Genomic DNA, 22106 nt, shown 5'->3' with positions numbered 1-22106 from the left:
TAGAGGAGTAGGGTTGCTTATGATTCTATGGCATGACACAGGTCGAAAAGCGCATCGGTATGCGCTTGTCTCAGTTGAGAAAACATCGCTTTTATGATGTAATGCCGCTGTTTTACGTCTTAATACGCCGCTTGTTTTGCCGTGCTTAAAATAAGGGGAAGGTTTCGCTGCATTGTTTGGAGAATAGGCTTATTAACTATGCAATTTACAATTAAAAAAGGTTTGGATCTACCCATAACGGGAGAGCCCAAACAGGTTATTGAGGATGGCAATGCGGTTAAGTCCGTTGCGATTCTGGGGATGGATTATGTAGGCATGAAGCCTACCATGATGGTCAGTGAAGGGGATACGGTCAAGCTGGGCCAGATACTCTTTAGTGACAAGAAAAATCCTGGTGTCAATTTTACTTCACCAGGAGCGGGTGTTGTAAAAGCTATCAACCGTGGAGCCAAAAGAGTTTTACAATCTGTTGTGATTGAGCTGCAAGGAAATGCGGAAGAGTCGTTCGCAAAATACGAAGAGTCCAAGTTAAATGATTTAACAACGGAACAGGTGAAAGAAAATCTGTTGGCATCGGGACTGTGGACATCTATGCGTACACGCCCGTATGGCAAAATTCCAGCGGTCGACGGTATACCGCATTCTATTTTTGTAACTGCAATCGATACCAATCCGCTAGCGGCTGATCCTGCCGTTGTCATTAAAGCCCGCGGTAATGATTTTGCTAATGGCCTGGCGGTTATTTCCAGGCTGGCCGGTAAAACTTATGTTTGCAAGGCTACCGGTGCCGATATCGCCACAGGCAATAACGCTTCAGTTGTCGTTGCCGAATTTTCCGGCCCTCATCCTGCCGGTCTGCCAAGCACCCATATTCACTTTATTGATCCTGTCAATGCGGAAAAGTTTGTCTGGCATCTGGACTATCAGGCCGTGATGGCGATTGGCGCCTTGTTTACAACTGGCAAGCTCAATGTTGAAAGGGTTGTGTCATTGGCAGGGCCAACCGTTAAGAATCCAAGACTGATCCGTACCCGGGTTGGTGCCAACACCGATGATCTGGTCGCCGGCGAACTGGACGATGCTGTTGAAAACCGCGTGATTTCCGGTTCTGTCTTATATGGGCACCGTGCCGCGGATTGGGCGGCTTATCTGGGCTATTACAATAATCAGGTTTCGGTTCTGCAAGAAGGGCGTGCCCGCGAATTATTCGGCTGGATCGTTCCCGGTAAAAACAAATATTCCGCATTGGATGTTTATACCTCAAGCGTTGATCGTAAAACCGGCCGCAAGTTTCCATTAACAACCAGTAAAAATGGCAGCAACAGAGCCATCGTTCCTGTTGGCGTTTATGAAACAGTAATGCCAATGGATATCTTATCCACGCCGCTGCTGAAAGCATTGGTAGTGGGCGATACGGACCAGGCTCAGTTATTGGGCTGCCTGGAGCTTGATGAGGAAGATGTCTCCTTATTTACTTTTGTTGATCCGGGTAAACATGACTTTGGTCCTGTGCTGAGAGCGAATTTAACTAAAATCGAGAAGGAAGGATAATGTCGGCTAGAGACTTTTTAGATAGCATAGAGCCGCATTTTACAAAAGGCGGCAGGTTAGAAAAGTATTACGGTCTCTATGAGATGGTGGATACTTTTATTTATACACCCGCTGATGTAACGCGCGGTACAACGCATGTTCGTGATGGTAACGATCTGAAACGAACCATGACTTTTGTTGTGATAGCAACATTTTTCTGTATTCTGATGGCCATGTATAACACGGGCTATCAGGCCAATTTGGCCATGGAAGCGATGGGATTGGAGAAAGCGGACAATTGGCGCAGCATCCCGATGATGATCTTCGGTTATAGCCCCTATAATCCGTTGTCTAATTTGATCCATGGCGCTTTGTACTTCCTGCCTATTTATATCGTAACACTGGCGGTCGGCGGCGTTTGGGAAGTCTTGTTTGCAACTGTCCGCGGCCATGAAGTCAACGAAGGCTTTCTGGTTTCGTCAATGCTCTATGCATTGATTCTGCCGCCCGACATGCCTTGGTGGCAAGTGGGCCTGGGTATTTCATTCGGTATAGTTATCGGTAAAGAAGTATTCGGCGGAACCGGTAAAAACTTCCTGAACCCTGCGTTGACCGGTCGTGCGTTTTTGTTCTTTGCCTATCCGGCGTCTATTTCAGGCGATGCGGTCTGGGTAGCGGTTGACGGCTACACGGCGGCGACACCGTTAGGCCTTGCCGCAACAGGCGGTATGGAAGCCATTCAAGCAGCTAATTATGGCTGGTTTCAAACCTTTTTCGGTTTCATGCCGGGCTCTATGGGGGAAACATCCACGTTCGCCATTTTACTCGGCGCGGCATTCCTGCTTTATACGCGCGTAGCCTCTTACCGGATCGTGGGCGGTGTCCTTATCGGCATGGTGCTGTCTTCATTACTGTTTAATATTATTGGCAGCGAGACTAATCCGATGTTTGCGATGCCTTGGTATTGGCATTTGACATTGGGCGGTTTTGCTTTCGGAATGGTGTATATGGCAACCGATCCTGTCACTGCGGCTGTGACCGATACGGGGCGGTGGATTTTTGGTGTGCTGATTGGTGTGATGGTCGTATTGATTCGTGTCGTCAATCCTGCTTTCCCTGAAGGCATGATGCTGGCGATTCTGTTCGCCAATATGTTTGCGCCGATTATTGATTACTTTGTCGTTCAGGCAAATATTAAGAGAAGGATGAAACGTCATGCCTAACGCAGTCAAAAAATGTGAACATTACGAAAAATTCAAGGTTTACCGGGACAAGATCCTGGCTCTGCATAACGATAGTCTGGAAAAGACTATTGCTATTGCATTATCGCTGTGCTTGCTCTGCGCGGTTTTGGTTTCATTTGCGGCTGTCGCCTTGAAACCTTTGCAAATCGGCAACAAAGAACTCGACATGAAGAAAAATATTCTTGATGTGGCAGGGTTATTGGACGCTGATACCGATATCAACCAGGCTTTCGATGAGCGAATCGAGGCCAAGCTGGTCGATATTGAAACCGGTGATTATGTCGAGAATATGGATGTCGCGGCTTATGATCAACGCAAAGCGGCTAAAGATCCGGCGCAACGCCTGGCCATTCCATCGGAAAAAGATATTGCCAGCATTCGCGCCAAAGCGAAAATTGCCAAAATTTATCTGGTTAAGAAAGACGATGCTATTCAATCCATTATTCTGCCTGTGCATGGATACGGGCTATGGTCGACGATGTACGGGTTTCTTTCATTGGCGGCTGATGGTCAAACCGTACAAAGCATCAACTTCTACGATCAAGCCGAAACACCCGGGCTGGGCGGTGAAGTTGTCAATCCCAACTGGCGTGCGTTATGGAATGGCAAGAAAGTCTATTCCGAATCCGGAGAACCTGTTTTAAGGTTGATCAAAGGCGTGGTGGACACTAGTAAACCAGGCTCCGAATATCAGGTGGACGGTTTGGCTGGTGCTACCTTGACCAGTAATGGTGTAACCAATCTTATTAGATACTGGATGAGCAATGAAGGTTTTGCGCCATATTTAAATAAAGTAAGAGCTGGGGAGAATCAGTCATGAGTGCAATATTAACTAGCGAAACAAAAAAAGTATTGACCACCCCATTGGTCAACAATAACCCCATTACTTTGCAGGTTCTGGGAATTTGTTCGGCCTTGGCGGTAACGTCGCAGATGTCCACGTCGCTGATCATGGCGCTCGCGCTGACATCCGTGACAGCTTGCTCAAGTGCGGCGATCAGTGCCATCAGAAACCACATTCCAAGCAGTATCCGGATTATCGTGCAGATGATCATTATTGCGTCATTGGTAATCGTGGTCGATCAAATCCTGAAGGCCTTTGCTTATGAAATCAGCAAGCAGTTGTCTGTTTTCGTGGGTTTGATTATCACCAACTGTATCGTTATGGGGCGTGCTGAAGCCTATGCGATGAAAAATCCACCGCTGGCAAGTTTCATGGATGGTATCGGCAACGGTTTGGGTTACAGCCTGATTCTTGTTCTGGTGGCCTTTTTCAGAGAAACGCTGGGTTCGGGAAAATTATTGGGTATCGAAGTATTCCAATTGGCCAAAGATGGCGGCTGGTATGACCCTAACGGTTTGATGCTGTTGCCTCCCAGTGCGTTCTTTATCATCGGCTTGCTTATCTGGGCGATTCGACAATGGAAACCGGAACAAAATGAACAGCCGGATTTTAAAATCATGTCGATTGCTCATGGTGAAGGAGGGCATCACTAATGGAAGCATACATTAGCTTATTTATAAAAGCGGTTTTCATTGAAAACCTGGCGCTTGCATTCTTCCTGGGGATGTGTACATTCCTGGCGGTTTCCAAGAAAATTTCGACAGCTATGGGATTGGGCGTGGCGGTCATGGTGGTGCAAACCATTACGGTTCCGGCCAATAATGTCATTTACCATACATTACTAAAAGAAGATGCGCTGGCCTGGATGGGCATTACTGGCGTGGATTTGAGCTTTTTAGCCTTGTTAAGCTGTATCGGCATGATTGCCGCCCTGGTTCAAATTCTGGAAATGATTCTGGACAAGTTTTTCCCGGCCCTGTATTCGGCATTGGGTATTTTCTTGCCCTTGATTACCGTGAACTGTGCCATTCTGGGGGGCAGTTTATTCATGATAGAACGTGACTATAACCTCGGTGAGAGTGTTACCTATGGCATCGGCAGCGGTTTCGGCTGGGCATTGGCTATTACGGTAATTGCCGGTGTGCGCGAGAAACTGAAATACAGTGATATTCCGGCCGGTCTGCAAGGCTTGGGTATTACGTTTATTACTGCGGGTCTGATGTCGCTTGGCTTCATGGCTTTCTCTGGAATCCAACTATAAGAAGGTAGCATAATGCTGGAAATTGCATTAGGGATTATTATTTTCACGGTGATCGTGATTGCGCTGGTGTTTATTATCATCGGTGCAAAAAATAAACTGGTTGCCTCGGGGGATGTTGAAATTCTGATCAATGATGAAAAGAAAATTCATGTACCCGTAGGTTCAAAATTATTAACGGCACTGGCTGACAACGGCTTGTTTGTGCCCTCAGCTTGCGGCGGTGGCGGTACTTGCGCCCAATGTCGGGTAAAAGTACATTCAGGCGGCGGTGAAATTCTGCCTACCGAGACGTCGCATATTACTAAACGTGAAGCGGCTGAAGGCGAGCGTCTTTCTTGTCAGGTTACAGTTAAAAATCCTATGGAAATTGAAGTCGAAGACGATGTTTTCGGCGTCAAGAAATGGGAGTGCACGGTTAAATCCAATCACAACGTAGCGACTTTCATTAAAGAGCTGGTACTGGAATTGCCTGAAGGTGAAGAAATCAAATATCGCGCCGGCGGTTACATCCAGATTGAATGTCCTCCACACGTGGCAAAATACAGCGATTTCAATATCGAAGAAAGATTCCACGAGGATTGGGACAAATATAACTTGTGGCGTTATGTGTCCGAGGTAAAAGAACCGGCTCTGCGCGCTTATTCAATGGCTTCTTATCCTGAGGAAAAAGAAATCATGCTGAACGTGCGTATTGCGACACCGCCTCCGGGGGCTCCCGACAGCGTGCCGCCAGGTATCATGTCCTCTTACATCTTTAACTTGAAGCCCGGTGATAAATGTATCGTTTCCGGTCCTTATGGCGAGTTCTTCGCTAAAGACACCGATGCCGAAATGGTCTTCATCGGCGGTGGCGCGGGTATGGCACCTATGCGTTCTCATATCTTCGACCAACTGCGCAGGCTGAAGTCCAAACGGAAAATGACATTCTGGTATGGTGCTCGGAGCAAGCGCGAAATGTTCTATGTGGAAGATTTCGATATGCTGGCCAGAGAAAATGATAACTTCGAATGGCATGTTGCCTTGTCGGATCCATTGCCTGAGGATAACTGGGAAGGTTATACCGGTTTCATTCACAATGTACTTTTTGAAGAGTATATCAAGAACCATCCGGCGCCAGAAGATTGTGAGTTCTACATGTGTGGGCCTCCGATCATGAACTCGTCAGTCATTAACATGCTATTGGAAAATGGCGTTGAACCAGAGAATATTTTCCTGGATGACTTCGGCGGTTAAGTAAGACCTTGTATCTCGCCCCGCAAGGCCGGTCCTTGCGGGGGCGGGTGAGCGGAATAACATGAAATTTATCAACCAGCAACGAGGAGCATGGCTTTGTCTGCTTCTCGTTTTTTTATTGTCCGCATGTGGCAATAAAGCAGAGCAGCAGCAAGAGTACCCGTTTACTTATTCAGGATTAACCGAGGGTACCAGCTTCCACATCAAAGTGAGCCGGTTGCCTGAACCGGTGCTCCCGGAACAACTAAAGAATCAAATTATGGAGGTTCTGGATCAAATAGACGGGCAAATGTCCACTTATCTAAAAGATTCGGAATTGTCCCGTTTTAATCAAAATACCTCAATTGATTGGGTGCCTGTTTCAGCTCCTTTGTTCACGGTTTTGAAAGAAGCGCAAAGAATTAGCCATTTGACTGGCGGCGCCTTTGACGTAACCGTGGGGCCACTGGTTAATCTATGGGGATTCGGTCCGGATCCGATGAAGTTTGTCGCGCCAGATAATGTATCGATACAGGAGCGATTGAACAAAACGGGCCATAACCATCTAAGTATTAAAGAGGATTCATCCGCTATAAAAAAAGCGATTCCGGAGTTATATGTGGATTTGTCGGCTATAGCAAAAGGTTATGCAGTGGATCAGGTTGGCTTATTATTGGAAAAAAACGGCATAACGGACTACATGGTCGAGATCGGCGGAGAAATAACAGTCAAGGGAAAGAATATTAACGGCGGCCCATGGCGGATAGCTATTGAGCAGCCAACCGCAGAAAAGCGGACGGTAGGGAAGGTGGTTGCCATTACCGATATTTCCATGGCGACTTCCGGCGATTACCGGAACTTTTTTGAAGTGGATGGCGTACGTTTTTCCCATACTATTGATCCAAGATCGGGGAGGCCTATAACGCATATGCTTGCATCGGTCACTATCCTGAGTAAAACGACAATGGAGGCCGATGCATTGGCAACGGCTATTATGGTGCTCGGTCCGGATGAGGGCTATACATTTGCCGAGCGAAATAACATAGCGGCATTTTTTATTATTAAAGCAGCCGAGGGCTTCGACAAAAAAAGTACGCCAGCCTTTACTCGCTATACAGAATTAAAAGGGTAGTATCATGACTTATTTTTTAGTGACTTTTGTATTCATGCTTATCGTTATTGCAATAATGGCGATAGGGGTTATTTTCGGCAGACAGGCGATTAAAGGCTCATGTGGCGGCGCTAATAATGGGAATTGCGTCTGTGTTGAGAAATGTGATAAAAGAAAAAAACTGGAGGCCGAAGGGAAGGTCTAGGATAGCTGGCTTGGCATGCATTTGCCCGAGATAGGGATACGTGCAAAAACGGCAAACTCCAGATGAAATAATTAATAACAATGAGGAGTCCGTTATGTTAGCTAAAATTACTGTTGCAGATTACATGACCAAACGTTTGGTTACGTTGACCAAAGAAACCGACGTTTTTGATGCCATAAAGAAATTGTTGGCTCATAAGATTACCAGCGCTCCGGTTATTGATCAACATGACCACTTGGTAGGTATGTTTTCGGAAAAAGACGGGATGCGGGTTGTCGCGGAAAGTGCTTATAATCAAGGTATGAGCGGCAAAGTGGGCGAATATATGACGACAGATGTGATTCGCGTTGACGCGGATTCAACCATAGTCGATTTGGCGGAAAAATTTCAGCAAGTTGAAGCTCGGAGTTTTCCCGTTTTTGAAGATACTGAATTGGTGGGCATAGTCAGTCGCACTGATGTTTTAAGAGCATTGACTTCGACTGCTGAATAAGATTAGGGATTGATCTTCACTGGATGAAAAATTGCACGTTTTTTTGGCATGACTATGAAACCTTTGGAGTAGATCCGCAAAAGGACAGGCCTGTTCAGTTTGCCGGTATCCGCACCGATTATGATTTTAATATTGTAGACGATCCCTTCGTCGTTTATTGCAAACCATCGGCAGATTCACTGCCTCACCCTGATGCCTGTGTTATCACGGGAATTATTCCTCAGTTTGCCGAACAGAAAGGCGTTTGCGAGGCAGAGTTCACGCGCCTGATTCATCAGCAGTTGTCTCACCCAAATACTTGTACTGTCGGCTATAACAGTATTCGGTTTGATGATGAAGTAACACGCAATTGTCTTTACCGTAATTTTTATGATCCTTATGCACGTGAATGGCAGCATGGCAATTCACGCTGGGATCTGATCGACATCGTCAGAGCCGCAAGAGCACTGCGCCCTGAAGGCATACAATGGCCCGTTAACGAAGATGGACGTCCCAGTTTCAGGCTGGAAGAATTAACGCAAGCAAACGGTATCGAACATTTGTCTGCACATGACGCTCTTTCTGATGTCTATGCCACTATAGCCATGGCCAAATTAATCAGAAAAGCCCAGCCAAAACTGTATCAATTTCTGCTGAATCATCGATTTAAAGCCGAGGCGCTAAACTTGCTGCAATTCGGCAGCTTTAAGCCTGTCGTGCATATTTCGGGCAAATTTGCAGCAGTTAGGCATTGCCTCGCAGTGGTCTTACCCGTGTGTAAACACCCGACCAACAGCAACGGCATCATTGTTTATGACCTTTCTGTCGACCCTGAACCAATGCTGTCTTTATCTGTCGAAGAAATTCAGCAAAGGCTTTTTACTTCCACTGAAGATCTGCCGGAAGGCATCGAAAGAATACCTTTAAAAACAGTCCATATTAATAAATGTCCGGTATTGGCGCCAGTGTCCGTTATCAGACCGAATGACGCCCAGCGGCTGGAGATCGATCTGGCCTTCTGCCATGCCAATCTCGAAAAGATCAAAACGGCAACCGATCTGGAAGCGAAACTATCGTCCGTTTTCAGTCAGGCCTATCCGGAGCGGGAAGTTGACCCGGATCTGGCGCTTTACAGTGGGGGATTTTTTCCTGATTCCGATAAACAGAAAATGGCAAAAATTAGAGCCATGCCCCCGGAGCAACTGACTCAAATAGCTTTTGAGTTTACCGATGTCCGTTTGCCTGATATGGTTTTCAGGTATCGGGCGCGTAACTATCCTGAAACACTGAGTCTTGAAGAGACGCAAAAATGGTATGAATTTTGTAGAAACCGGTTAACAGGCCTTCATGCTGGCGCCGGCATTTTGCTGGATGATTATTTTGATCGTCTGCATGCGCTGAAAAACAATAAAAATATCAATCGGGATATGCTCCAGGCACTGGAGTTATACGCTTTGGATAAAATGGATCTCTTTGGGCTTAAATTGATGCAGTGAAAAAACACTGTAAAATTCATTTTATATTCAGTTGCCTCAGGCAAGATGGGGCCGCGCTCACAAGATTGGGTTTAGAACGCGCTAACGGATGCTTGCAGCACATAGTTGGCATATAATGGGCGGTTCAGTTTTTATGTTTCCATAAGGAAGTTAATATTATGAAGAAAATTATTTTATTTATTTCAGCTTTATTGTTCTTTTTTACTTCAGTTGTCAATGCGCATGGTCCTGTGCGCCAAAAAACTGAAGAAGAAATCACCATCAATGCTCCGGCCGATAAAGTCTGGAATATCATCAAAGACTTCGGTGACATGTCCTGGCATCCAGGGATCAAAAGCGTGACGGTTGACAAAGGCAATGAGAAAGGCTCGGTTCGCGTCCTGACGTTGGCCGACGGCGGCACGATTACTGAAGAGCTGAAAAAACATGATGACAAAAAAATGTCGTACGCTTATAAAATTACCGAAATGAGTACGGCAAAAACCATTACTCATGCCGGTGCCGAAGAAAAAGTGCCTGTGCTGCCTGTTGACAATTATGCAGCTAGTATTGAGGTAAAAGGCAAAGGCGATACCTCCGTTGTGACCTGGAAGGCCGCTTACTACCGCGCTTACATGAACAACAATCCGCCGGAAGAAATGAATGAAGCGGCGGCTAACACAGCCGTAACAGCTGTTTTAAAAGCCGGTTTGGACAATCTGAAAGCCCTGGCTGAAAAGTAAGGGTTATTTAAAGTGTTCCGAGTGAACTATCTGGCTGTAGCGATGGCGGTCGCTACAGCCTGCTTATCAGCACAGCTTGCGGCTGAACCTTTCGCTTATATCAGTAATCAATTGGCGGATAGCGTTTCCGTTATCGATACGGAAACGGGTGCTGTAGTCGATACGATTGCCGTAGCCGGTAAACCGGCCGGTGTTGCCGTTGCATCTGGCAGTAACAGAATTTATGTCAGTGCGCCGGAAGCAAAGGGTTTTGCCGTTCTGGATGCAGTAGACCGCCGGGTTATTTCCAACGTTACAGTCGGCGACGGGGCCTTAGGGATCGCTACAGCACCTGACGGCAAGCGTATTTACGTGGCGGACTGGTATAACAACACGGTATCAGTTATCGATGCCGATAGTTTGAAAATCATTGCAACCGTTGTTGTGGGGCAGTCGCCGTCTGGATTAATGGTGAGCCCTGATAATCAGTGGTTGTATGTCGCGAACCGGCTCGACAATTCAGTGTCGCAGATTGATCTGGATAAACTGACAATCAGAAATACGACCAAGGTTGGCGAGCACCCTTTCGGTCTGACTGTTGACGGCAAGGGCGAACGCATTTATGTCGCTAATGTCGAAAGTGACGATATAACGGTATTGGAAAACAGCCATCTTAAACGGGTTGCAACGGTAAAAGTGAACAGTCGGCCTTATGCGGCAACATTAGCCCAGGGCGACAGTCTTTTGTTTGTTACCAATCAGGATGACGGTTCGGTTTCGGTCATTGATACCGCTACATTAAAGGAAATCGCTCTGATTGATGTCGGCGATAAGCCTGAGGGGATTTATACCCATCCAGACGATCGTCATGTTTATGTGGCCAACTGGTTTGACAATAATGTTTCCGTGATTGACGCGCAAACGTTGGAAGTCGTTAATACGATCCAGACCGGGGAGGGCAGTCGTGCATTCGGGCAGTTTATCGCCAGGTAAAGTTGTTGGTTTGTAATAAACGTCAGCGGGTCGCCGAGCTGTTATTAGACGTGGAAGTTCAGTTACGCCGATTAAATTATTGGCAGGTGACAGCTCCTTCAATTGAGGCGCTTTCGAGCGGGTTGCCTTTTAGTTGCGATACCTTGACATTTCCTCAATGGCTGCAATTTATATTTCTGCGGAAAATACACAATTTGATTGAATGCTCGGCCCCGTTGCCGACAGCTTGCGCCATAACACCTTATGCGAAAGAATATTTCAAGCGAACCGATGACGGCATACAAACCTTGTTGGTGCATTTGAATGAAATTGATACACTGCTCACCGATTTATAATAACGCGGAGCTTATATGGCTGAAACTGTAGATGAATTGACGGTTACGTACGAGGATGGCGGTATCGAAACCGTCAAGGAACTGGATAAAAAAGTATTGACTAAAGGTGCCTGGGCTACGGTAATGTACCGTTACCGGGACTGGGACCGTGCTAAAGAGGCATACGGCCCTGATAAATATACCATCCGCCGTTATCAAAAACGTAATGGCGAATACCAGCAAAAATCAAAATTCAATATTTCCAGCAAGGAGCAGGCGAAAAGCATTATCGCGGCGCTGGAAGAGTGGGTGGAAAAAGAATAGTTTCAGGATGACCTGTTGTCGTCTTATTGAATATCAATCCAGCCATTCAATAATATGATCTTCGAGGTCATCAACTTCCGATTCCTTCATCGCATAACTGCTGATTGAAACGCCTGCTTCTTGTACGCTGTCGGGATTTCCCGACACCAGAGGATGCCAGGCGGGAAGCTCTTTACCATCGGTAAGCAGACGGTAGGCGCAGGTTGAAGGCAGCCAGTTGTATTCAGCAAAATCATGTTGTTTTAAATCGATGCATTCGGGCACGATAGTGCAGCGCTCGGTATAGCGTGTGCATCGGCAGGTCTCCAGGTCGATCAAGTCACAGACGGCGCTGGTAAAGTAAATTTCGCCGGTATCTTCATCTTCCAGCTTGTTCAGGCAGCATTTGCCGCAGTTGTCGCATAATGACTCCCATTCTTCGGTTGTCATTTCAGCCAGTGTTTTGGTTTTCCAAAAGCTCATAAACGGATTCTCTCCATTAAATAGCACAAACAGTCTTGCCTGATCACGCGTTCGTCCAACGTCAGCATGGACGGCATGATGTTGTGCCGGTTTATCAGCAAATTGCCGTTTTGAATAGAGAAATAATCATCAGTGACATTATTGCCGCACTCATCCTGAGCGATGATCGGCATCAGCGAGTCATACTTGGACGTTCCCCAGACGGTACCGGCCGGGATCTCGGTAAAATTCATGCGCTCAAGGTCTTCATTCAATAACAGGTCGGCATCGGCCTGGTTAAAACTGAAGCTTATTTTTTCATGCACTTTGACCTGGGCAACCGTATGAAAAAGATCAATATCCTGATGTTGAACCTGATGCTGGGGCAATGCGGTCAGGTGCAGACAACTGCTGAGGTACTCCAGGACATGTTCGACGCCATAATGTTGGCCGGGCCGGCCGCATTCCAGGGTAACGGCCGGGCATATTTCGGCGAATGCAGCCGATTGTACGCCTTTAGGACGGATAAAGTAGACAATCAGGCGGCCGAATAAGGACGCCAGTTGCAGAAACTGGTTTTCCAGTTTGTTAATGCAGGCGTAATGCGGATTCAATCCGGTATTATTGTGCACATCGACGCTGGCAAAAACATGGCGCTTTTTCATGATTGACACAATTTCCCGTGCCATTTCGGTTTCCGCGCAATTCGGCAGCTCGGTGCCGGGCCAGATGCGATTGTAATCGGGCTGGTTATCGAGTCTTCTTAGATTCTTGCTCGCAGCGCTGACATTGCCGAAAAAGATAGACAATGAGCGAGGTAGTGGCTGGCTTTGATATTTTTTAAGCAGTAATTGCAGCGATAGCAGTCCTGTCGGTTCATTGCCATGCAGTAATACCGAAACAAACAGCGGCTCTGCCTGTCTGCCCGGTAAATGGATCAAGGTCGGGCCAGGCAATATCCGCTGCAGGTTTTCCGGGGTGGCTTCCAACAGGCCGTCAGGTAAATAATCGATCTGGTTAAGGCTCAATATGTTCACGCCATTGTCCATGTGCTGACAGGATTGCCGATAACTTGGTTGTTAAGATAATGTCGGGTCATATCGGTGAAATCATGGTTGTGTTCATTGATGTATTGACGCTGCCATTGGCAGCCGTTTTGTTTATTATCGATACGTTGCCGGATAATATCCAGGTAATAGTCAATATCCGCGCGACAAACGCCCAAGGATTCCAAGCCTGAAATCGCTTCAGGCAAGAGTTCGGTCAAAAGCAAATTCGGCAGGCGCTGCTTTCTGCCGTCGAACCAAATGATACTGCCTTCCAGGCCGTAACGTGCGGCCTGGTAAAAATTATCCTTGGCCTGGGCGAACGGCAGCAGTTGACCCTTGGTCATGATCTCATCACATAGGCTTTTTGCCAAGCCGTAGTAAAAGGCTGCGTTGGCAATCGAATCGATCACGCTGGGGCCTGCGGCGGGCGTTCTGTGTTCTACCCGGATGTGAGGCGTGCCGTCTTCATCAAAGCCGACTAATGGTCTGTTCCAACGCCAAATGGTTCCGTTATGCAGGCGCAAATGCCCGAAGGCTTCGATAGCGGAGTTTTGCTCGACCGGCAACAAGACCGGAAAATGATCGAGATTTTCCTGAAAACATTCCATGATGGAATGTCTGACATAGCCGGATCCGAAGCTAACGCGTCTGACTGGTCCTTGCGAGGCGCCAAAATAGCCTCCGGATTCAACAGCCTGCTCGAACAGGGGGATTCTCGATTCATGCCAGAGTTCCTTGCCGAACAGGAAAGGGGCATTAGCGCATAAGGCGACCATAGGGGCCGATGCGATGATCGAGGCATTATAAAAATGGTGGGCCATTTTTAGCGGCAGCTGGATATGCAGTTGAAATGACGTGGTCGCCGATTCGAGCATGACGTCGTCATGTTCGAATTTCAGATGTTCCACACCAGTGATATCAATATGTATCGGTTTGCCGCGCGAATGCAGGACCTGTTCATTCAAGGCGCGATATCGGTTCATATTTGACATGTTGTTCAGGTTCAAATCTGACTGCCTCAAGGTCGGCAGGATGCCAATCATAAGAACATTACTGTCCAGGGTCTGCGCGTGCTGATGCGCTACATTCCAAGTGTCCTGCAACTGTTCGTGCAGGCGGCTGAAAACGTCGTTCGTCAGCGGAGTAGGCGTACTGTTGAATTCTATATTGAATTTGGCCAGCTCCGCTGACGCCAGCGGGTGGTTAAGCGTAGTCAAATAATATTCATTAATCGGCGACGGACGCATGTTTTGGTCGATCAGCCAGGCTTCTATTTCAAAACCGGCCACAGGTTGACGGGTTGAGCAGGCGTTCTGTTCAATCAGCTGGTTGAGCAGATTCGTCTCTTGCTTGAGTTTTTGATAAAAACGTTCAAAATCGCTTTCATCAAATTGCGATAAAGAGATTTCTTGGCCCATGATTGCACCCAATTTGGCAAAGTTGTGTCATCATACGGCCGTTCAGAAGCCGCCGTCAACGCTATTGGTGTCAGATGCAACATGTGTGCTTGGCCTAAAATTCCAGCAGTTCCCATACCGGTTTGATGGCTGAAGGCAAGGGCGCCAGCCGGCCTAATTCAACCCATTGATTTTCGGGATTGTGAAAGTCAGAGCCTTTTGAACCGGCCAGACCAAAACTAGCAGCGTAACCAGCGATCAACTTAATTTCATCGGCGTTAATCCTGCTTGTCACAACCTCAATGCCTTGCCCGCCTGCTTCCTTGAAAGCAGTAAGCAGCCGTTTCATCCAGTTGGCTGTCAGTTTGTAGCGCAGTGGATGAGCCAAAACGGCAACCCCGCCGGATTCGGTAATCCACTTGATTGCCAGACTCATCTCGGCCCACGACGTCGATACATAAGCCGGTTTGCCCTGGCCCAGATAACGGTCGAACGCTTCCTGCTGAGTAGATACATGATGCTGTGACAGTAGAAAATCGGCAAAATGCGTGCGCGTGATCATGCCATCCCCGGCTGCGTGCTTGACCGCCTCCAGTGCGCCGGGAATGCGTTTTTTCTCGAGTTTATGAGCGATTTTTTCAGCACGCTCCACCCGGACGGTTTGCAGGTCTTGTGTGGCTTGAGCCAAGGGCGGGTAATCGGGGTTGATTCCCAGACCGACGATATGAAAACACTTATCATGCCAACTGACGGAAAGCTCTATGCCGGGTATCAGCCTGATGCCTTTTGCTGTGGCGGCAGTCCGTGCCTCAGCGAGGCCGGTCGTTGTATCATGATCGGTTAAAGCCATTGAGGTAACGCCTTGCTCATGCGCGCGTGTTATTAATTCCGTAGGCGATAATGCACCGTCGGAAGCTGTTGAATGACAGTGCAAATCGTATATTTCAGCCATGATTATTGATAGTCTCCGTAAAGTTTGGCATAAAGACCCTTTTGGTTAATTAAAGTTTCATGCCGACCTTGCTCACAAATTCTGCCGCCTTCAAAGACATAGACATGATCGGCTTGTTTTACGGCGCTCAGGCGGTGCGCGATAATGATGGTCGTTCGACCTTTCAGGAACTCGGAAAGCGCCCGGTGCAGTTTGTGTTCCGTTTCGCTGTCCAGTGCGGAAGTGGCTTCATCGAGTATGACGATTTTGGGTTTGGCAACTACCATCCTGGCAATGGCCATGCGCTGTCGCTGGCCGCCCGAAAGTCTCATGCCATGACGGCCGACTACCGTATCCAATCCGTTTTCCAGGGCGCCGACCGTGTCTTTTAATTGCGCGATTGCCAATGCATTCCATAATTCGGCATCAGCGGCCGGTCTGCCCAGCGTGAGGTTGGCGCGAATGGTATCGTTAAACAGAATGGGTTGTTGCAGCACGGTCACGACATTTTCCCGAACAACTTCAAGACCGATACGGTCAATGGCAACATCGTCAAAATAAATCTGGCCACTGCTGGGCGGATAGAGACCGATGATCGTTTGTATCAGCGTGGACTTGCCGCCGCCGCTGGCGCCGACCAATGCAGCTTTCTCGCCGGCTTTGATTTCCAGATGGATGCCGTTCAGTATTGGCTCCTCGGCGTAACTGAAGTGCAGATTGTCGACACGTATGGAAACGGCTTTCTTGTTCAGGAAAGGATTCTCCAGGTGGGGATAATAGGGTTCCTGCTTCAGTTCATTCAGACGGTTGATGCGCCTTAAGGCCGCTTTGGCCGCATAAAAGGCATATTGAATGTTCAGGACTTCCTGAACCGGCGCCATCATGAACCAGAGATAACCGAACACGGCGAGCATCTGGCCTATGCTGAGGTCGGAATAAAAGACCATGAGCATGGCGCTGGCCCGAAAAATATCGAAGCCGAACAGAAACACCAGAAAGCTCATGCGTCCGGCCGCATCGCTTTTCCAGGCAAAAATCGTTGAGTAATCCTTCACCGATCGGGCGGATTCGATCAGTTGCTGACAGTAATGCTTCTCGCGATTGCTGGCACGTATTTGATGAATCGCTTCCAGCGTTTCGGTTAACGATTGCTGAAAGATTTCGTAAGCTGAGTTTTCCTTGGCTTTAAGATCCTTGACGCGCGAGCCGATGACGCGCGTGAAATAAATCACGACTGGATTTAACAATAAGATAAACAAGCCCAGTTGCCAGTGCATCCATAATAAAACGACGGCGGTGCCGATAATGGTCAGGCCGGCTATCAGCAACTTGCTGACGGTAGAGCCGATAAACGTGTCGATCGTATCAAGGTCAGTCACCAGGTGCGTCACCACGGTACCGGTCCCGAGGCTTTCATATTCGGACATGGAAATCGTTTGTAGCCGCCCGATCAGGTTTTTACGGATACGAAAGATGATGTCCTTGGAGATGAAGGAGAACTGACGAGCCTGGATAATGTTAAAAATGATTGCGATAATACGCAGCAACAAGCTGGCAAGTAACACAACCGCAATGTAAAGAATAGGTGTTTGCCATTGAGCCGGGGCCAGCGAATTGATAATTTCAATGGTTATACCAGGCTTATTCAGCAAAACCTCATCGACCAGCAGCGGCATTAACAAAGGGACCGGTACGCTGGCGATTGTCGCCAGAATTGCGATCAGATGCGCATAGATCAGTTGCTTTTTATGCTTTAAAACGATTTGATAGATATAATCCCAGCCGTAAGATTGTGAGGCCTGCTTTGAGGGATACTTTATTTGCACGATAGAATTGGGATGTTTTCTGTGGACTTTTCATTATATCGGTCTGAAACATCTTTAGGAAAATAAATAAAAACCGTTGTAAAAATATGAATAAGAAATACTGGTGTGGCAATTTGTTGTTAATGTGTCTGTTTGTTTTGCCGGCTGCCGTGTCAGGAAATACGCTGGAGCGGCAACGAACTGATTTTCTACAGGCGGAAAAACTGATTGCCCAGAGAAAGGACCAGGCATTTTTGAATATCAGTCAGTCGTTAACAGGCTATCCGCTGTATTCGTATCTGCAATACCAATGGTTAAAAAATAACTTGCATGAGACAAGCAGGGTCTTGATGTTTCTGTCGGAGCATAAGGATACGCGTTATAGCAGCTTGTTAAGATCGCAATGGTTGAGTTTTCTGGCTCGGAATGAACGCTGGTATGAATTTCTTCAACATTATCGGGCTACCGGCAACAGCGCCCTGGAATGTCAGTTTTATTGGGCTCAATATCAAACGGGCAATAAGCAACCGGCATTGAATGAAGCAAAGCGCTTATGGACGGTAGGGTATTCGCGGCCTGAAGAGTGTGATGCATTGATATCGGCGTTGATTGCGTCGCCTATGTTTACGCAGGATCTAATCTGGCAACGTCTTGAGCTGGCATTAAAGAAGGATAATGTCCGACTCGCCGAATATTTAAAAGGTTTATTAAGTGAGAAACACCAGGCTGCTGCCGATGTTTGGCTGCGGATTCATAAAACCCCTGCCTTAATCAAGGATACGAGTGTGTGGATCAACCCCGACCAACAAGGTGAGCGGATATTCGCGCATGGCATCGACAGAATGGCCAAAACAGATCTGGAATCGGCAATCCAAATCTGGGATGGCAAGAAACGTCATTTTCCTATCGATACGGTAACGGACCAACGGATCGAGAAAAGGCTTGCACTGGCCCTGGCATTCAAAAAGGATAAAAGAGCTTATCAGCGTCTGAATCGCCTGATTAATGCGGACACAGTAGTCAGGGAGTGGAAAGTCAGAGCCGCTTTACTGGAACAAAATTGGCGTCATATTGCCGATGCGTTGGCCGGTTTGACGGATCAGGAGCGTCTGGAGCCGCGATGGCGGTATTGGCAGGCTCGAGCGCTGGCAGAGACTGGCGATATACTGCAGGCGCGGAATATTTATAATAGTCTCGCCCAGGATCGGGGGTTTTATGGATTTCTAGCCGCGGATATTGTCGACAAACCTTATTATTTAGCGGACAAGCCTGTTCTTGTGGCGGAAAGGGAACTGGCGTCACTGGCCGAGGAAAATGATTTTAAGATGGTCCGTGAGCTCAGATTTTTTAACCGGGAACAGGAAGCACGTCGTCAATGGTGGTTTGCAGTCAATAAACTGACCAAGGAGCGGCTGATGACAGCCGCCAAATTGGCTCAGCAATGGCAATGGGAGCAGATGGCCATTTTTACATTAGCCAAATCTGAGTACTGGGATGATATGGAGTTGCGATTTCCAGTTAATTATTTAAACGAGGTCAGCAATAATGCGTATAGACATAATCTTGATCCGGCTGTAGTTTTTGGCCTGATCCGCCAGGAGAGTGTGTTTGACAGTCACGCCAAGTCACCGGTCGGCGCCAGGGGGCTCATGCAAATCATGCCGAAAACGGGCCAGCAAATTGCGCGGGAACTCCATGAAAAATGGCAGTCTGAAGCCAGTCTGTTTAATCCGGATATCAATGTTAAATACGGCACTTTTTATTATAAGAAATTACTCAATCGTTTTAACGGACATTTCGCCCTGGCAACCGCCGCTTATAATGCCGGGCCTGGGCGGGTAGGGCAATGGTTGCCCAATGAAACCGTACCGGCGGACATATGGATTGAAACCATCCCGTTTAAGGAAACCCGTAAATATGTATCAGCCGTTTTTTCTTACATTATGATTTATCAGGAGCGCATGCATAGGAAGGCGCTCAGAATAAAAGATTTTATGCTGGATGTGCTACCCGGCTAAAAATTGAGCTGATTTTTTTTAGTGTCTGTAAGATAATGGGCGTTTGGTGTAAGAATAATTAAATTAGGTACATAAATATTATGGAGAAACAGCATAGTTTTACGCGCGAAGAATTGTTGAAGTCCGGTAGAGGGGAGCTATACGGGCCGAAAAATGCGCAATTGCCTCTTCCAAATATGCTAATGATGGACCGGATTACCCATATATCGGATGAAGGCGGCGCTTACGGGAAAGGCGAAATTATTGCTGAATTGGATATCACTCCTGATTTATGGTTTTTTGCTTGTCATTTTCAAGGCGATCCAGTGATGCCGGGTTGTTTGGGCTTGGATGCCATGTGGCAACTGGTGGGGTTCTATTTATGCTGGATGGGCGGTCCAGGTAAAGGACGGGCTTTGGGGGTCGGTGAAGTTAAATTTACTGGGCAAGTTTTACCAACCGCTAAAAAAGTCACTTACCGGATCAATTTAAAAAGAGTCATAATGCGTAAGCTGGTGATGGGGATCGCTGATGCCACTATGGAAGTTGACGGTAAAGTAATATATGAAGCTACCGATTTAAGGGTTGGTTTATTTACTTCTACAGAAGATTTCTAGGGGCTATAGTAATGAAAAGAGTTGTGGTAACCGGTTTAGGGATAGTTTCCAGCATAGGGAATAACCGAAAAGAGGTTGTCAGTTCCCTAAAAGAAGGGCGTTCTGGAATTGTATTTGCCGAGATTTATAAGGAACTGGGTTTTCGTAGCCATGTTCATGGGCTTGTCAATATAGATCAAGACGAATTTATCGACCGTAAAATAAAACGTTTTATGGGGGATGGCGCTGCGTTTAACTATATTGCCATGCAGCAGGCTATTGATGATGCCGGTCTGGCTGAGTCAGAGGTATCGAATTTCAGGACCGGGCTGGTGATGGGTTCAGGTGGACCTTCTACCTCAAACCTTGTGGACGCGGCAGATATTTTACGTGAAAAAGGTATCAAAAAGGTAGGGCCCTATATGGTGACCCGCACCATGTCCAGCACCAATACGGCCTGTCTGGCTACACCTTTTAAAATCAAGGGCGTCAATTACTCCATCAGTTCCGCCTGTGCGACCAGCGCTCATTGTATCGGCCATGCCATGGAATTGATCCAGATGGGCAAGCAGGATGTCGTGTTTGCAGGCGGCGGAGAGGAAGTCCACTGGACGATGTCCGTCTTGTTTGATGCGATGGGCGCTTTGTCCTCCAAATATAACGACACTCCGTCAACGGCTTCACGACCTTACGATGAAACCCGGGATGGTTTTGTTATCTCGGGCGGCGGCGGTGTTTTGGTCATTGAAGAGTTGGAACACGCCAAGGCACGCGGCGCCAAGATATATGCCGAGCTGATAGGTTACGGCGCGACTTCCGACGGTTACGACATGGTTCAGCCTTCCGGCGAGGGCGCGGTGCGCTGCATGCAGCAGGCTATGGAGACAGTGCATGCCCCGATCGATTATATTAATGCGCATGGCACCAGTACGCCGGTTGGCGATACCAGGGAGCTGGAAGCGTTACGCACGGTATTCGGTGCCGGCGATGTGCCGCCGGTCAGTTCAACTAAGTCGTTGACGGGGCACGCATTAGGCGCCGCCGGCGTTAACGAGGCTATTTACTCATTACTGATGATGGAAGAAAACTTCCTGAGCGCTTCAGCCAACATTACCCAGCTGGACCCGAATGCGGAAGGCATTCCCATCGTACGCGAGCGTCAGGATAATGTTACGTTAAACACAATCATGTCGAACAGTTTCGGTTTTGGCGGAACCAACGCAACATTAATCTTCCAGCGTTATAACGGATAACGCGTTTCATTCCGGGGTTCGACATTGGCGAACCCCGTTTTCCATTCCTAAAATCAGGTCAACAGCCTTCTGACCATGTCAGATTCAAGTAAAAAATCCAGAACTCAATTCAATAAATTGCAAAAACGTCTGCGGCATTGTGTCGGCGATGCGATTGCCGATTACAACATGATCGAAAACGGCGATAAGGTCATGGTGTGCCTGTCCGGGGGCAAGGATTCCTATACCTTGCTGGATATCTTGCTGAATTTGCAGAAGACGGCGCCTGTCGATTTCGAGTTGATTGCCGTCAATCTGGATCAAAAACAGCCCGGTTTTCCAGAGCATGTTTTGCCCGAATACCTGGCATCAATAGGCGTTCCCTATCATATTATCGAAAAAGATACCTATAGCGTCGTCAAGCGCGTTATTCCCGAAGGCAATACAACCTGCGGGCTTTGCTCAAGACTGAGGCGCGGCACCTTATATGGCTATGCCGAAGCCAATGGCGTAACCAAAATAGCGTTAGGGCATCATCGTGACGATATTCTCGAGACTTTTTTCCTGAATATCTTCTACGGCGGCAAGCTGAAGGCGATGCCGCCCAAACTGCTCAGCGACGACAAAAAAAATATCGTAATCAGGCCGTTGGCTTATTGCCGGGAAAAAGATATCGAGCGGTTTGCCGCGTTTAAAGACTTTCCGATCATTCCTTGCAATCTATGCGGTTCTCAGGAAAACCTGCAAAGGCAGGCCATGAAAGTCATGCTGAAGAGTTGGGATAAACAGTTCCCGGGGCGGCTGGAAACCATCTTTACCAGTTTGCAGAATGTGGCGCCTTCACAATTGGCCGATACGCAGCTGTTCGATTTTGCCGGACTGAAACGGAGCGATAGCCTTGAGGAGCAGGTTATTGCATTTAATGCCGGTCTAGAGGTGTTGGCTCAATAA

General features: G+C 47.6%; 23 protein-coding genes. 18 read left to right on the top strand and 5 right to left on the bottom strand.

Annotation, left to right across the window (positions count from 1 at the left end; all coding sequences use genetic code 11):
- Positions 1 to 198 precede the first annotated feature (198 nt).
- From EK22_RS00485 to EK22_RS00420, 14 genes are all read left to right on the top strand, one after another.
- Positions 199 to 1551, top strand: coding sequence for a Na(+)-translocating NADH-quinone reductase subunit A (locus EK22_RS00485; RefSeq protein WP_036246990.1), 1353 nt, complete (start codon positions 199 to 201; stop codon positions 1549 to 1551).
- Positions 1551 to 2753 (top strand): NADH:ubiquinone reductase (Na(+)-transporting) subunit B, encoded by a 1203-nt coding sequence (locus EK22_RS00480; RefSeq protein ID WP_020157113.1) that lies wholly within the window; start codon positions 1551 to 1553, stop codon positions 2751 to 2753. Before EK22_RS00485 ends, EK22_RS00480 begins: the two co-directional genes overlap by 1 nt.
- Positions 2746 to 3594 (top strand): Na(+)-translocating NADH-quinone reductase subunit C, encoded by an 849-nt coding sequence (locus tag EK22_RS00475; RefSeq protein ID WP_036246988.1) that lies wholly within the window; start codon positions 2746 to 2748, stop codon positions 3592 to 3594. Before EK22_RS00480 ends, EK22_RS00475 begins: the two co-directional genes overlap by 8 nt.
- Positions 3591 to 4271, top strand: coding sequence for an NADH:ubiquinone reductase (Na(+)-transporting) subunit D (locus EK22_RS00470; protein ID WP_020157111.1), 681 nt, complete (start codon positions 3591 to 3593; stop codon positions 4269 to 4271). Before EK22_RS00475 ends, EK22_RS00470 begins: the two co-directional genes overlap by 4 nt.
- Entirely contained in the window at positions 4271 to 4879 is a 609-nt protein-coding gene (nqrE, locus tag EK22_RS00465; protein ID WP_020157110.1) for an NADH:ubiquinone reductase (Na(+)-transporting) subunit E, read from the top strand. The genes EK22_RS00470 and nqrE overlap by 1 nt, the downstream gene beginning before the upstream one ends.
- 12 nt (positions 4880 to 4891) lie before the next feature.
- Positions 4892 to 6112 (top strand): NADH:ubiquinone reductase (Na(+)-transporting) subunit F, encoded by a 1221-nt coding sequence (gene nqrF, locus EK22_RS00460; RefSeq protein ID WP_020157109.1) that lies wholly within the window; start codon positions 4892 to 4894, stop codon positions 6110 to 6112.
- 61 nt (positions 6113 to 6173) lie between these two features.
- Positions 6174 to 7223 (top strand): FAD:protein FMN transferase, encoded by a 1050-nt coding sequence (locus EK22_RS00455; RefSeq protein ID WP_036246986.1) that lies wholly within the window; start codon positions 6174 to 6176, stop codon positions 7221 to 7223.
- A gap of 4 nt (positions 7224 to 7227) precedes the next feature.
- Positions 7228 to 7407 (top strand): (Na+)-NQR maturation NqrM, encoded by a 180-nt coding sequence (gene nqrM, locus EK22_RS00450; RefSeq protein ID WP_020157107.1) that lies wholly within the window; start codon positions 7228 to 7230, stop codon positions 7405 to 7407.
- Positions 7408 to 7501: 94 nt separating this feature from the next.
- On the top strand, positions 7502 to 7900 hold the full coding sequence (locus tag EK22_RS00445) for a CBS domain-containing protein (RefSeq protein ID WP_020157106.1): 399 nt from the start codon (positions 7502 to 7504) through the stop codon (positions 7898 to 7900).
- A 23-nt stretch (positions 7901 to 7923) separates the two neighbouring features.
- Positions 7924 to 9375 carry an exodeoxyribonuclease I gene (gene sbcB / locus EK22_RS00440; protein WP_036246984.1) on the top strand — a complete coding sequence of 484 codons (1452 nt, stop codon included), beginning with the start codon at positions 7924 to 7926 and terminating at the stop codon, positions 9373 to 9375.
- 158 nt (positions 9376 to 9533) lie between these two features.
- Positions 9534 to 10097, top strand: a complete 564-nt coding sequence (locus EK22_RS00435) for an SRPBCC family protein (protein ID WP_036246982.1) — start codon at positions 9534 to 9536, stop codon at positions 10095 to 10097.
- Between the two features lie 12 nt (positions 10098 to 10109).
- Entirely contained in the window at positions 10110 to 11069 is a 960-nt protein-coding gene (locus EK22_RS00430; protein ID WP_369798166.1) for a YVTN family beta-propeller repeat protein, read from the top strand.
- A 5-nt stretch (positions 11070 to 11074) separates the two neighbouring features.
- Complete coding sequence (locus EK22_RS00425) at positions 11075 to 11404, top strand: YqcC family protein (RefSeq protein WP_036247163.1); 330 nt, start codon at positions 11075 to 11077, stop codon at positions 11402 to 11404.
- Between the two features lie 15 nt (positions 11405 to 11419).
- Complete coding sequence (locus EK22_RS00420) at positions 11420 to 11707, top strand: hypothetical protein (protein ID WP_036246978.1); 288 nt, start codon at positions 11420 to 11422, stop codon at positions 11705 to 11707.
- 33 nt (positions 11708 to 11740) lie between these two features.
- On the opposite strand, the gene EK22_RS00415 is transcribed toward EK22_RS00420, so the two are convergent.
- The 5 genes from EK22_RS00415 to EK22_RS00395 form a co-directional block, all read right to left on the bottom strand.
- The gene (locus EK22_RS00415) at positions 11741 to 12169 is read right to left on the bottom strand and encodes a YcgN family cysteine cluster protein (RefSeq protein ID WP_036246976.1); all 429 of its coding nucleotides are present in this window, start codon (positions 12167 to 12169) and stop codon (positions 11741 to 11743) included.
- Positions 12166 to 13185 carry a M14 family metallopeptidase gene (locus tag EK22_RS00410; RefSeq protein WP_369798165.1) on the bottom strand — a complete coding sequence of 340 codons (1020 nt, stop codon included), beginning with the start codon at positions 13183 to 13185 and terminating at the stop codon, positions 12166 to 12168. Before EK22_RS00410 ends, EK22_RS00415 begins: the two co-directional genes overlap by 4 nt.
- The gene (locus EK22_RS00405; RefSeq protein WP_036246972.1) at positions 13182 to 14615 is read right to left on the bottom strand and encodes a glutamate-cysteine ligase family protein; all 1434 of its coding nucleotides are present in this window, start codon (positions 14613 to 14615) and stop codon (positions 13182 to 13184) included. Before EK22_RS00405 ends, EK22_RS00410 begins: the two co-directional genes overlap by 4 nt.
- Positions 14616 to 14709: 94 nt before the next feature.
- Positions 14710 to 15546 carry a PHP domain-containing protein gene (locus tag EK22_RS00400; RefSeq protein WP_036246970.1) on the bottom strand — a complete coding sequence of 279 codons (837 nt, stop codon included), beginning with the start codon at positions 15544 to 15546 and terminating at the stop codon, positions 14710 to 14712.
- Positions 15547 to 15548: 2 nt separating this feature from the next.
- Complete coding sequence (locus tag EK22_RS00395) at positions 15549 to 17351, bottom strand: ABC transporter ATP-binding protein (protein ID WP_051961558.1); 1803 nt, start codon at positions 17349 to 17351, stop codon at positions 15549 to 15551.
- Between the two features lie 122 nt (positions 17352 to 17473).
- Between EK22_RS00395 and EK22_RS00390 the strand changes: the two genes are divergently transcribed.
- The 4 genes from EK22_RS00390 (at position 17474) to ttcA (ending at position 22106) form a co-directional block, all read left to right on the top strand.
- On the top strand, positions 17474 to 19348 hold the full coding sequence (locus EK22_RS00390; RefSeq protein WP_036246968.1) for a transglycosylase SLT domain-containing protein: 1875 nt from the start codon (positions 17474 to 17476) through the stop codon (positions 19346 to 19348).
- Between the two features lie 80 nt (positions 19349 to 19428).
- Positions 19429 to 19944 carry a 3-hydroxyacyl-[acyl-carrier-protein] dehydratase FabA gene (gene fabA / locus EK22_RS00385; protein WP_020157094.1) on the top strand — a complete coding sequence of 172 codons (516 nt, stop codon included), beginning with the start codon at positions 19429 to 19431 and terminating at the stop codon, positions 19942 to 19944.
- Between the two features lie 11 nt (positions 19945 to 19955).
- Positions 19956 to 21176 (top strand): beta-ketoacyl-ACP synthase I, encoded by a 1221-nt coding sequence (gene fabB, locus EK22_RS00380; RefSeq protein ID WP_020157093.1) that lies wholly within the window; start codon positions 19956 to 19958, stop codon positions 21174 to 21176.
- A gap of 75 nt (positions 21177 to 21251) precedes the next feature.
- Entirely contained in the window at positions 21252 to 22106 is an 855-nt protein-coding gene (gene ttcA / locus EK22_RS00375; protein WP_020157092.1) for a tRNA 2-thiocytidine(32) synthetase TtcA, read from the top strand.

Source organism: Methylobacter sp. BBA5.1 (assembly GCF_000746145.1).
Classification (GTDB): domain Bacteria; phylum Pseudomonadota; class Gammaproteobacteria; order Methylococcales; family Methylomonadaceae; genus Methylobacter; species Methylobacter marinus.
The sequence above is the reverse complement of the archived record's forward strand: the minus strand, read 5'-3'. Positions and strand labels throughout refer to the sequence as shown.